General features: G+C 68.3%; 11 protein-coding genes and 1 pseudogene. 3 read left to right on the top strand and 9 right to left on the bottom strand.

The genetic code is table 11. The features are described 5' to 3' along the window. Positions 1-78: 78 nt before the first annotated feature. From F7R91_RS39515 to F7R91_RS39500, 4 genes are all read right to left on the bottom strand, one after another. Complete coding sequence (locus F7R91_RS39515) at positions 79-468, bottom strand: reverse transcriptase domain-containing protein (protein ID WP_150958408.1); 390 nt, start codon at positions 466-468, stop codon at positions 79-81. A gap of 7 nt (positions 469-475) precedes the next feature. Then, on the bottom strand, positions 476-946 hold the full coding sequence (locus F7R91_RS39510) for a MerR family transcriptional regulator (protein ID WP_191971858.1): 471 nt from the start codon (positions 944-946) through the stop codon (positions 476-478). A gap of 34 nt (positions 947-980) precedes the next feature. Then, entirely contained in the window at positions 981-1,433 is a 453-nt protein-coding gene (locus F7R91_RS39505; protein ID WP_150958404.1) for a hypothetical protein, read from the bottom strand. 243 nt (positions 1,434-1,676) lie between these two features. Beyond that, on the bottom strand, positions 1,677-2,651 hold the full coding sequence (locus F7R91_RS39500) for a recombinase zinc beta ribbon domain-containing protein (RefSeq protein ID WP_191971857.1): 975 nt from the start codon (positions 2,649-2,651) through the stop codon (positions 1,677-1,679). 271 nt (positions 2,652-2,922) lie between these two features. Between F7R91_RS39500 and F7R91_RS39495 the strand changes: the two genes are divergently transcribed. Genes F7R91_RS39495 through F7R91_RS39485 form a run of 3 tightly spaced genes read left to right on the top strand, consistent with a single transcriptional unit; the run spans position 2,923 to position 6,091 of the window. After that, entirely contained in the window at positions 2,923-4,173 is a 1,251-nt protein-coding gene (locus F7R91_RS39495) for a site-specific integrase (RefSeq protein ID WP_225321067.1), read from the top strand. Beyond that, a complete protein-coding gene (locus F7R91_RS39490) occupies positions 4,170-5,105 on the top strand; it encodes a tyrosine-type recombinase/integrase (protein WP_150958401.1) in 936 nt (311 codons plus the stop codon). Before F7R91_RS39495 ends, F7R91_RS39490 begins: the two co-directional genes overlap by 4 nt. Beyond that, a complete protein-coding gene (locus tag F7R91_RS39485) occupies positions 5,102-6,091 on the top strand; it encodes a tyrosine-type recombinase/integrase (RefSeq protein WP_150958399.1) in 990 nt (329 codons plus the stop codon). Before F7R91_RS39490 ends, F7R91_RS39485 begins: the two co-directional genes overlap by 4 nt. A gap of 34 nt (positions 6,092-6,125) precedes the next feature. Here the strand turns inward: F7R91_RS39485 and F7R91_RS43465 are convergent. From F7R91_RS43465 to F7R91_RS39460, 5 genes and pseudogenes are all read right to left on the bottom strand, one after another. Next, positions 6,126-6,431: pseudogene (locus F7R91_RS43465) on the bottom strand (recombinase family protein); the annotation flags it as partial. Between the two features lie 344 nt (positions 6,432-6,775). Next, positions 6,776-7,024 carry a DUF5372 family protein gene (locus F7R91_RS39475; RefSeq protein WP_150958397.1) on the bottom strand — a complete coding sequence of 83 codons (249 nt, stop codon included), beginning with the start codon at positions 7,022-7,024 and terminating at the stop codon, positions 6,776-6,778. A gap of 37 nt (positions 7,025-7,061) precedes the next feature. Further along, positions 7,062-7,541 (bottom strand): reverse transcriptase N-terminal domain-containing protein, encoded by a 480-nt coding sequence (locus F7R91_RS39470; RefSeq protein WP_225321066.1) that lies wholly within the window; start codon positions 7,539-7,541, stop codon positions 7,062-7,064. Positions 7,542-8,604: 1,063 nt separating this feature from the next. Next, positions 8,605-8,997: a transposase gene (locus tag F7R91_RS39465; protein WP_225321065.1), complete on the bottom strand. Its 393-nt coding sequence runs from the start codon at positions 8,995-8,997 to the stop codon at positions 8,605-8,607. Positions 8,998-9,104: 107 nt separating this feature from the next. Continuing rightward, positions 9,105-10,079 carry a DNA-directed RNA polymerase subunit alpha gene (locus F7R91_RS39460; RefSeq protein ID WP_150958395.1) on the bottom strand — a complete coding sequence of 325 codons (975 nt, stop codon included), beginning with the start codon at positions 10,077-10,079 and terminating at the stop codon, positions 9,105-9,107. Positions 10,080-10,601 lie beyond the last annotated feature (522 nt).

Raw genomic sequence — 10,601 nt, 5'->3', positions numbered from 1 at the left:
TGTCATGAACGTACTACCCGTCATGACGGTTCCTACTCTCGACGCGCGGCAGCTTTTCCAACCGCCGGTAACGCAACGTCACTTCGAAGGTGAAGTTGCCCATTGCGTTGGAGGCGTGGCCGGTGAGCCCTGCGGGGTTCCCGCCCCGGTTGGAGAGGTCACCCCGCCCTCCAGAACTCCCATCTGCAGCCAGGTCCGGATCAGCTTCAGCATTGGTCGGTCCACGACGTGCCGGGCCACCTGGGCCGTGAGCGCGTCGTGGTCGATCGTGCCGAAGCAGTCCCGGATGTCGGCCTCGAAGACCCATTCGCGCCGTTGGTTCGCTGCGACGCGCACGGCTTCGCACGCGTCGATCGCGGACCGCTTGGGCCGGAATCCGTAGCTCGCCTCGGTGAACTGGGCCTCGAAGACCGGTTCCAGGACCAGTTTCGCGGCCGTCATCACCACCCGGTCCGCCACGGTGGGCATGGTGGCTTCATACTGCTCCTCCTGCTGTGCGTGTTCGGACTTCGACAGGTGATTTCACGGTTCGGGCGGCGAGTTGGAGGCAGATGGCCTCGTTCTCGCTGGTCCAGGGGACGCTGAGGCGGCCGTCGTCGGCACGATGGGCGTTCAGGCGTCCGCGAGCGATCCAGTAGTAGACGGCACCCTGGCGGACACTGAGGCGGGTGGCGATCTCCTGGACGCTCAGTTCGCCGCGAGCCTGGGCCTCTTGCGGGAGCGGGTGGCTGCCGAACCCGATGGGGCCCGGATGCCCCCGATTGTCCAAGTGAGCGCGGAGTGCGGCTTCGACCTCGTCGTTCCAGGGGATGGCGATCCGGCCGGCCGGGGTGCGGTGGGCGGTGAGGTGGCCGACGCGGATCTGGTAGCGGACGGCCGCGTCCAGCACGCCGAGGCGTGCGGCGGCCTGCGGGATGCTGATCTCGCCCGCGTGGGCCGATTCCACAGGCAGCGGGCGCGGTCCGACGGGCGCGAACTGTTCAGGGCGGGTGATCCAAGTCCCGGCAGGCATCCTCGACCCGCGGGTTGAAGGGGATCAACCAGCGTCCGGAAGGGTCCTTGCGGACGGACAGGCGCCGGCAGCGGATCCAGTAGTAGAGGACGTGCTCGACCACACCGAGGCGGCCGGCGGCCTGCTGGAAGGTGACTTCGCCGGGCTGGGCCTGGGCCGGTGGTCCGGGACGCGGGGTCAGGTGCCCGGAGGCGCCGATCTGCTCCCGGCATGCGGCTTCGACCTGCGGGTTCCAGGGGATGCACCAGCGTCCCGAGGGGTCCTTGCGGCCGGCGAGCCGGTCGTGGGTGAGCCAGTAGTAGACGGCGCCCGCGGTGATGCCCAGGATCTGGGCGGCCTGGTTGACGTTGATCTCGCCGTCGTGGAAGGGAGAGCGGGCCGGGATCTTGTAGGCGTGGCCGACCCACTTGACCGCCGCCACGTCGTAACGGCGCCCCGGTGCCCGTGGTGAGCCTGGCCTCGGCCAGCGCGCAGGCGACCTGCTCATCACTGTGCTGCGGACGTAGGGCCGCGATCAACTCCCGTGCGGCGGCCGGGGTTCGCCGCACTTCCGGCGAGGTCGCGGGCCGGGTCAGGCAGAGTTCGTCGGTGGCGCCGGTGTGCCAGCGCACCCCGATCCGGCCACGGGCCCGGGCCTGCTCGGGCAGCAGAGTGACGTCCGAGATCAGGGTTCGCAGCAGGCGCTGCGGTCCCGGTCCTTGGTGTCGGGGGCGTGCCACAGTCCGGGCAGGTCGGCGGCCAGCGCCAGCAGGGCGGTGCGGTCGGGCAGCGCCGGACGGGCCTCGCGGGCCGCGGCCAGGGCGGCTTGGGCCTGGTCGAGCGCGGCCAGTCGCGCTTCCCAGCGGGCCTCCAGGGTGCGGGCGACCATGCGGTTCTCCGGCTCGACCGCGTTGAAGGCACGCTCGGCGCGGTCCGCGTCGTACTGGGCGCGCTCGATGGCGAGTTCGGCAGCGCGATGGGAGCGGGCATACCGGTCGCTGACCTCGTCAGCCGCGGCCAGGGCCCGCTCGACCTGGTTCGGGCTGAGGGTGCTCAGCACCAGATCGGCCACCGCGTCGTCCACGATGTCGGCGCGGATCGAACGGCAGGTCGCCGTGGCTTCATGATCGGCCCGGGAGGACGAGCAGCCGTAGGCGGCCTGGCCGTGACGGTGATACCGGGTGGTCATCGGGCGTCCGCAGGACCCGCAGAACATGATCCCCTGACACAGGGCCAGGCCCTCGCGGGCCGGACGCGCGCCGACATGAGTGCAGTTGGCCTTCAGCTTCGCCTCGGCCGCCAGATACTCCGCCCAGGTCCAGTAGCCCTCATGATGGTCGAGCAGGACGATCGGCCACTGCTCGCGCGGCAGCAGCTTGATGCCGGTGCGCACGGTGCCGTCCGGCTGCACCTGGCGCCGGGTGGAGTAGCGGCCGTAGACGTAGGCACCCGCATAGCACGGGTTGCGCAGCACCCCCAGAGCCCGCGAGTGTGTCAGCTTGCCCCACCGCAGCTGGCCGGCCCACGCTCCCCCGTAGGCGCGGAGCGGGAAACGCCTGCCCACGAAGGCGGCCACAACCTGGAAGGCCGAGCCGCCGGCCGCGAACGCTGCGAACACGTCGCGGATCGCGGCCTGCACCTCGGCGTCCGGGTCGATCACGCACTCGCCCTCGTCGTCGTAGACGTAGCCGACCGGCAGCGGGAACCTCAGCTCCCCGCGTTCGGCCGCGGCCCGCTTCGCGCCCTGCAGCCTGCCCGAGAGAATGTGCAGTTCCGCTTCTTATGCGAACCGTTCCGTTATGCCGAGTGAGCGGTGATGCCGCAGGCGGGGCGGTCGGGGCGTGAAAAATCAGCGGCGTAACGGGTTGTCATGATGAGCGGCGTGTCCTGTCTCTGGTGGTGAGAGCACTTTTCACCCAAGGGAGGACCTCGTGTCCGTGTGGGATCGAACGGGGTGCGGGAAGACGAAGCCGTGTTGGGCGCGGGTGACCGGGCCGCTGGCTCCGTTCGCTGACGGGTTCCGCGCCGAGTCGCTGCGGCTGGGGCACACCCCGCTGACGGCGGCGACGCATCTGCGGCTGATGGCCGGGCTGAGCAACTGGCTGGCCGAGCACGACCTGAGCGTGTCGGCGTTGAGCGATGCGGCGGTCGTCGCGGAGTTCTTCGAGTCGCGAAGGGCAGCAGGCTATACCGGCTTGATCAGCCCCAAGGCTCTGCAACCGATGATCGCATTCTTGCGGGAGGGGGGCGCGCTGCCACCGTCGGTGACGCCAGCCCCGGCGGATGCGACCGAGTCGCTGCTGGAAGGCTATGCCGTCTGGATGCGTCGGCAGCGGGGTCTGGCGGAGACGACGGTCGCCTTGAACCTCCGCTTGGTCCGTCCGTTCCTGGCCGGCCGGGTGCGTGCCGACGGGAGCCTTGATACGGAGGGCCTGTCGGCCGCCGCGGTGAACGCGTACGTGGTCGACCAGGCCGCGGCGCGTCCACGCTCGGCCAAGCGAATTGTCACGGCGCTGCGGTCGCTGCTGACCTTTCTCCACGTCGAGGGGATGATCGACAGCCCGCTGGCCGCCTCGGTGCCGTCCCCGGCAGGGTGGACGCTGGCCGGGCTGCCGAAGGCGCTGCCCAGGTCGCAGGTGGCAGCGCTGCTGGCCTCGTGCGACAAGGACACCGGAACGGGCCGCCGGGACACGGCGATCCTGCTGTTGATGGCGCGGCTGGGACTACGCGCTGGCGAGGTCGCCGCGCTGGGCCTGGACGACGTCCACTGGCGGACCGGTGAGATCACGGTGCGAGGCAAGGGAGGACGCTGCGACCGGCTACCTCTGCCGGTCGACGTCGGGGCCGCGATCGCGGACTACCTGCGTCACGGACGGCCGACCGGGGCACTGGCGCGGACGGTGTTCATCCGCGCCCAGGCCCCGTTCACGGCCCTGGCAACGGCCGCGGTGATCCAGGTGGTGGACGCAGCCGGGCGGCGTTCGGGCACCGGGGTGACCGGGGCGCACCGGCTGCGGCACTCGGCCGCCACCGCGATGCTCGCCGCCGGGGGTTCGCTGGAGGAGATCGGGCAGGTGCTGCGGCACGTCCGGCCGGCGACCACGGCAATCTACGCGAAAGCCGATCTGCCGGCGCTGGAGCCGCTGGCCCGCCCCTGGCCCGGAACCCGGGCGGGAACATGAACGCCGTCCGTCCGCCCTTGCGCGCGTTGCTGGCCGACTATCTGACGGTGCGCCGCGCACTGGGATTCAAGCTCGCCGCGGTCGGCCGGATCCTCGGCCAGTTCGTCGACTTCCTGGAAGACGCCGGGATCGACACGGTCACCGTGGACGCCGCCCTGGCCTTCGCGCAGATGCCGGACCCTGACTCGACGAACTGGCCGGCGATCCGGCTGTCCGCGGTGCGCAGGTTCGCGATCTGGCTGCGCGGCATCGACCCAGCCTGTCAGGTCCCGTCGGCACGGCTGCTGCGCCACGGCCCTGACCGGGCGACCCCGTATCTGTATTCGCCCCAGCAGATCGACGACTTGCTGACCCAGGCCGGGCGCCTGCGCCCGGCACTGCGCGCGGCCACCTACCAGACCCTTATCGGAACTTTGGCATCGTCCGGGATCCGCATCGGCGAAGCGATCGCCTTGGACGATGCCGACCTGGACGTCGAACGCAGCCTTCTGATCATTCGTGAGGCGAAGTTCGGCAAGTCCCGTCTGGTCCCGCTGCACGCCACAGCCCTCACGGCCGTGGCTGCCTACCGGGAGTTGCGGGAGGCATCGGTACGACGGCAGTGTCCGGCGTTGTTCGTGTCCACCGTCGGCACCAGGCTGCACCACAGCAACATCACCCTGACCTACCACCGGCTGACCGCGGCGGCGGGGATCACGCCGCGGTCAGATACATGCCGCCCGCGCATCCATGACCTCAGACACAGCTTCGCGGTGGCGACCGTGCTGGATTGGTACGCCGCCGGCGCCGACGTGCCGGCGATGCTGCCACGCCTGGCGACCTTCCTCGGTCACACGGACCCGAAGCACACCTACTGGTACTTGTCCGCGGCCCCGGAGCTGATGGTCGCCGCCGCAGACCGCCTCGACGCCTACTTGGACGGTGCGCCGTGAGTCTTCTGGCCCCGACTCTGCAAGCATTCTTCACCGAACATCTGATCGCGCAACGCCAGTCCAGCCCCCACACCGTGGCCGCCTACCGCGACAGCCTCAAGCTGCTGCTGGTCTTCGCCTCCGAACATTGCGAGAAGAATCCGTCCCGGCTGCACATCGCCGACCTGGACGCTCCCGTGATCGGCGCGTTCCTGGACCATCTGGAGCACAACCGCGGCAACGCCGCCACCACCCGCAACGCCCGACTGGCCGCGATCCACTCGCTGTTCGGCTACGCCGCCCTGCGACACCCCGAGGACGCTGCGGTCATCGCCCGCGTGCTGGCGATCCCACCGAAACGCCGCAACACCACCCTGATCACGTTCCTCGACGAGCCCGAGGTCAAAGCCCTGCTCGCCGCCTGCGACCAGACGACCTGGACCGGCCGCCGGGACCGGGCACTGTTCGCCCTGGCCGCCCAAACCGGGCTGCGCGCCTCCGAACTGACCGCGCTCACCAGCACCGACATCCACCTCGGCACCGGCCCCTACGTCAACACCCTCGGAAAAGGCCGCAAGCAGCGCATCACCCCGCTCACCAGAACGGTCGCAGACATCCTCCGGGCCTGGCTGGACGAGCGCGCCCAAGCCCCCGGCGATGCTCTGTTCCCCACCCGACGCGGCACCCCCATGACCCGCGACGCCCTGGAACGACGCCTGGCCGTCCACACCCGCACCGCCACCACGGTCTGCCCGACCCTGGCCGGCAAGAAAGTCACCCCGCACGTCCTGCGCCACACCGCGGCCATGCGACTGCTGCGCGCCGGAGTCGACACCACCGTCATCGCGCTCTGGCTCGGCCACGAGAAAGTCGCCACCACAGCCATCTACCTGCACGCCGACATGGCTTTGAAGGAGAAGGCCCTCGCCCGCACCAGCCCCGACGACACCGAGCCAGGCCGCTACCGGCCCACCGACACGGTCCTGGCCTTCCTCGAAGGCCTATAGGTTATGCCGAACGCCGCTCACCATGATCTAGCCCTCACCCCGGCTTCCGCACACTGAACGGCATAACGGAACGGTTCGCATAAGAGGCCTTATGCCGAAGTTGGCATAACGCCTCGGACATGCTCCCTTTCAAGCCGAGCAGCAGCCGGTCGTTGATGTTCGTCAGGTCGTAGACGCCGTCGGCGTCGATCAGCAGCGCGTCGGTCAACCGGGCCAGTTCCAGCAGCCGGGCGAAGTCGGCCGAGGACCGGGCCAGCCGGGAGACCTCCAGGCCGAAGATCGCCCCGACCTCGCCCAGGCAGACCTTGGCCACCAGGTCCCGGAAGCCCTCGCGGGCCCTGGCCGAACTTCCCCGACACGCCCAGGTCCGCGTCGATGACCATGACGTCCTCGCGGTCCCAGCCCAGCGCGACCGCCTCGTCGCCGAGCGCGTACTGCCGCAGCGTCGACTCGGCGTTGTCCCTCACCTGTACCAACGTGCTCTGCCGCAAGTAGATCGCCGCCGTCCGGGAGCGATGGGACGCGGTGATCTTCGAGGTCCCGTTCACGATCACGGCCGCCTCCCAACACGGACTCGCCCATGTTCGCCAGCACCATCACCATCTCCACACAGCACGGTGATGACGGCAGGGCCCCTCGCTTCCGCCCCCGACGGGACTGGTCCGCGATACAACTGTCGTTCCATCAGGATCCGCCCTCCTCCGGGTCTGCACCACGGCTCACCAGGGCATTCACCAGCACGCGAGGCGCACTCAACCCCTCGACCGCGAGCCGGTCACCCGACGGCTCCCCGCCTCGATCCGTCCACTCCTGCGGCAACGTCACGCTCCGGCTCACGCCGTACGCGCAGACGAAGACCAGCGCACCGCTCCGGCGCTTGACGAACAGAACCTCCAGCCGCTGACCAGTCAGCGCGTGGAACGGATGGGTCACCGTCAGAGAACCCAAGGACTGCTTGGACGAAGCGGCACTATGCCGTGACCGTCGGGATGCCCAGTGGGCGCTTCTTTCCGCCTGCTTTCGGAATGTGCACGCGCTTTACCGGCAGGGGTGTCCAGGTTTTCGCACGGTGCTGCGCCCAGTCGATCAAATTGACTTTCGACTGAGGTAACAGCGCCGTTCGCCCGTCCACTCCGGCGGTCTTGCGCCCAGCGTTGATCTCCGTCACGCGCCGCACGCTGAGGAGCGTATTGGCACGGGAACGGAGCATCAATTTCTGCAAGTTGCGAACTCGTTTGAGGTCGCCTTCCCGCGATGCCGTGAAGATTCTCTGTCGCAGACGCCTTACTTCGTCCTCGGCGGCACGCCAGTTGATGTCGCACCATCGAGAACGTCGCCCTCCGGTCCGTTCGCCATCACGTCCGCATCGACTTGCGCCTGCACGTTCGCCATGGCGTCTAACTTGTCCTTCGCTTCCGGCATCGCTCTCTTCGTCTCTCCACAAGCTCACCTGGCCTCCGTCAGCACCCTTTCGGGTCAGGGCATCCGCCCGTATCCGGCCGGTTATACGAGACGGCCGGCGGAGAGCCAGTCATGATGTCCCGCTTTCCCGCTGCCTTTCGGCCACCGGCATTCGCTTCTGAGGCCATCCTGCGCCCGCTGGAGAATCGGGCCTTCCTTACGGTCGGCTTGCCGCAAACGCCTTGGCGTCGACGGACTCCAATGGGGTTGTCACGTTCCCCACGAGTGAGGTACGGCCGCGTCGGGTGCCTCCTATACCCCGAGGACGGCGGTGTTCTCCCGACCGGCTTCGAGTCTTCCGGTCGGCGCCTGCCGCTTTCCAGCGACCAGTCCTTGACCCCGCTGCTGCAACCCATCTGCAGGGCTTCCGATGACGAGGCATCATCAGAGGTTCACGGTTGTTCACCCTGTCGGCCTTCCCCGTGACCTGTAACTCCCGGATGGAACGGGAGTCCTTGGGCCTGAAGACCTGAGCTTCGCACCCCGCCGTTACCAGCGACGCACGTCAGGCCCGGGGACAGATCCTCGAACACTGATCCGTAACTACACTTCGGCATCAGCCGACCTCCTTCGGTGAAGCTCACTCAACTCGTGCGACTTTCGTGTCGCACCGCGCGCTCGGACTACTACGAGGACTCCGCCACGATCCGGCGCCATCAGCCGACGACGGGCCTGCCCTCCACCCGGCTGGCTGCCGGGACTTGGGCGGCATCGGACCGCTTCCCACGTTCACCGCTATCCGGTTGTCGAGTGAGCCGCCCAGCTGTACCCCGGCAGCATCGCCATGCCTACGCCGCAGACCTTCAACATGGCCTCCGCACCGACGCAATTCACCGGTGGCGGAGTCGCGACCACCGCCCTTCGGCAGTCGCGCGCACTGCACCCGGCCCAGATCCACCAGGTTCGAGCCGGTTCAAGTGTTACGAGGCTTCGGGCGCTGGTTCCTCTCGTACGGCTTCTCGTCTCGCTTGCCGGGCCAGTACTGTCTTGGCAGTACCAGTCCGTCCCGTCGTTGTCAGGGCTGCTTGCCGCCCTCCCGCGCGTCTCCGCGGTCAGGCTGCCCTCAGCTTCGCCAGCCTGCTGCGACAGACCAGCGGCGGGGGTCTTTCACTCCCGCCCGGAAATAGCGGCGCCTCGTGGCGCACCATCGCGTACTTGAAGTCGATGCGGCAGCGCACCGCCTCGGCCGCCTGACGGTCCGACAGGCCGAGCACGAACTGCAGCACACAGACGGTGGCCACTTGAGCAGGCGAGAGACCCGGACGCCCGTCACGCGGGTACCAGTCGGCGAAGTCCTCGTCGCGCCACAGCCCATCGAGCCGGTCGCGCACCCATATCGCCGTCGTGCCACCCGGGTTGCTCGCCCGCGCGATCTGCGCGGTCAGAGTGGGGACGTGCTCACCGGAACGGGGGCGGAGGGACAACGGGCACCTCGACAGCTGCATCGATCAACGGAACTACCCGAGCATGCCCCTTGACTATGCTGCCGCACCGCGAAACTCCAAGATCCCCGACAGAGTCAAGGAGTCCCTTGCCGCATGACTGTGGGACTTTAGGCAGTGCTCCCGAAGGTGGTGAGAGGTTCGATTCCGGGGCTGTCCTTGAAAGCCAGGCCAAGGTCGGCCAGTTTCGCCTTGACCTCGTCGATGGACTTCGTACCGAAGTTGCGGATGTCGAGCAGGTCGGCCTCGGAACGGGCGACGAGCTCTTCCACGGAGTGGATGCCCTCACGCTTGAGGCAGTTGTACGACCGAACGGTGAGCTCCAGTTCCTCGATCGGCATGGCCAGGTCGGCGGCCAGGGCGGCGTCCGTGGGGGACGGGCCCATGTCGATGCCCTCGGCGTCGACATTCAGCTCGCGGGCGAGACCGAACAGCTCGACCAGGGTCTTACCGGCCGACGCCATGGCGTCACGGGGACGCATGGCCTGCTTGGTCTCGACGTCGACGATCAGCTTGTCGAAGTCGGTGCGCTGCTCGACACGCGTGGCCTCGACCTTGTACGTGACGTTGAGGACCGGGCTGTAGATGGAGTCGACCGGGATACGGCCGATCTCCTGGCCCACCTGCTTGTTCTGCACGGCCGAGACGTAACCGCGGCCACGCTCGACCGTGAGCTCCATCCCCAGCTTGCCCTTGCCGTTCAGCGTGGCCAGGACCAGGTCGGGGTTGTGCACCTCGACGCTGCCCCGCAGAGCGATGTCGGCGGCGGTGACCAGCCCCGGCCCCTGCTTGCGCAGGTACATCACGACCGGCTCGTCGTCCTCCGAGGAGACGGCCAGCTGCTTGATGTTCAGGATCAGGTCGATGACGTCCTCCCTGACGCCCGGCACGGTGGTGAACTCGTGCAGCACGCCGTCGATGCGGATGCTGGTGACAGCGGCGCCGGGGATCGACGACAGGAGGGTACGGCGCAGGGAGTTGCCGAGGGTGTAGCCGAAGCCCGGCTCCAGCGGCTCGACCACGAACCGGGAACGGAACTCGTCGACGACCTCTTCGGTCAACGAGGGACGCTGGGCAATCAGCATGAGGTGAAGCCTCCGGCTATTCCATGCCCGCTGGCGGGCGTCATGGACATCAAAGCGTCGAAAATCTTTCGGTCTCTTTGCGGATCAGAACGGCATCGAGACCCTGAGCGGAAACCCGACCCGAGCCGAGGTCGGATTCCGGCATCGTCCGGACAGTCGCGCCGGGAGACGGCGAACGTCCCGCCGCCGTTGTCGGTGAGCAGACGGTCGGCGACCGGCCCGATTCCGTCGGAGGAGTCGGCGGACAGGATCATCTCGGAAGGTAGGGCCCTCCATGGCCGAGAGTCGATGTCCGACGTCACCGTAGGAACGGCCACAGGCCGCACGGCCGTCCTGGGCGGGTGCGCGGCGATGCGTCCGAACCGGCCACGCAGCTTCTTCCTCCAGCCGTTCAAGGGCTGACGAAGGGTGTCCACAGTCGGCCCCCTGTTGCTTGCGGCGTCCTTACTTCCCCTTGTGTCAAGCTTTGCATGATGCAAAATAGCATGGTGGCGTCAAGCGGCCGCCGACTGTGCAAGTGGT

It is taken from the genome of Streptomyces luteolifulvus (assembly GCF_008806595.1).
GTDB lineage: Bacteria > Actinomycetota > Actinomycetes > Streptomycetales > Streptomycetaceae > Streptomyces > Streptomyces luteolifulvus.
The sequence above is the reverse complement of the archived record's forward strand: the minus strand, read 5'-3'. Positions and strand labels throughout refer to the sequence as shown.

Coding starts and splice junctions, on each gene's coding strand:
- F7R91_RS39515 (WP_150958408.1), bottom strand. CDS start 468: ATGCCCACCGTGGCGGACCGGGTGGTGATGACGGCCGCGAAACTGGTC.
- F7R91_RS39490 (WP_150958401.1), top strand. CDS start 4,170: ATGAACGCCGTCCGTCCGCCCTTGCGCGCGTTGCTGGCCGACTATCTG.
- F7R91_RS39465 (WP_225321065.1), bottom strand. CDS start 8,997: ATGCAGCTGTCGAGGTGCCCGTTGTCCCTCCGCCCCCGTTCCGGTGAG.
- F7R91_RS39460 (WP_150958395.1), bottom strand. CDS start 10,079: ATGCTGATTGCCCAGCGTCCCTCGTTGACCGAAGAGGTCGTCGACGAG.